Origin of the sequence: Streptomyces sp. ADMS (genome assembly GCF_033441795.1) — a bacterium.
Lineage (GTDB): Bacteria > Actinomycetota > Actinomycetes > Streptomycetales > Streptomycetaceae > Streptomyces.
Genome location: NZ_JAVFVX010000520.1, coordinates 1 through 313 on the forward strand (window position 1 = coordinate 1; position 313 = coordinate 313).

Consider the following 313-nt stretch of genomic DNA (forward strand, 5'->3'; position numbering starts at 1 on the left):
CTTGTGGGAAGGAAGTCCTGGGCGGGGAAGAGCCGGTCGTAACTGGCCAGGGACAGCCCGTCGCGGGCGTCGATCGCGCGCCGCAGCAAGGCCATGCCCAGTGCGCGGGCCAGGCTGGCCGGTACCGGCGCGGTGAAGAAGGTCCATACGTGTGCGCCAGTCCCGGAGCGGGAGACCTCCGCCAAGGAGGGGACCCCGGCTTCCGTGCAGGCCGCCACGTAGGCGGCGGCGTCGCTTTGCCAGTCCTTGTCGTCGAAGTCGCACGCCAGCAACTGGGTCGTGTCGTCGGGGAACATCGGGTACAGGCCCACAT

The 313-nt window shown here is 69.6% G+C and carries 1 protein-coding gene; it reads right to left on the reverse strand.

Annotation, left to right across the window (positions count from 1 at the left end; translation table 11 throughout):
• The coding region (locus tag RB628_RS41830; protein WP_318325821.1) for a TOTE conflict system archaeo-eukaryotic primase domain-containing protein at window positions 1-296 on the reverse strand (296 nt) is incomplete at its 3' end.
• Window positions 297-313: the final 17 nt, after the last annotated feature.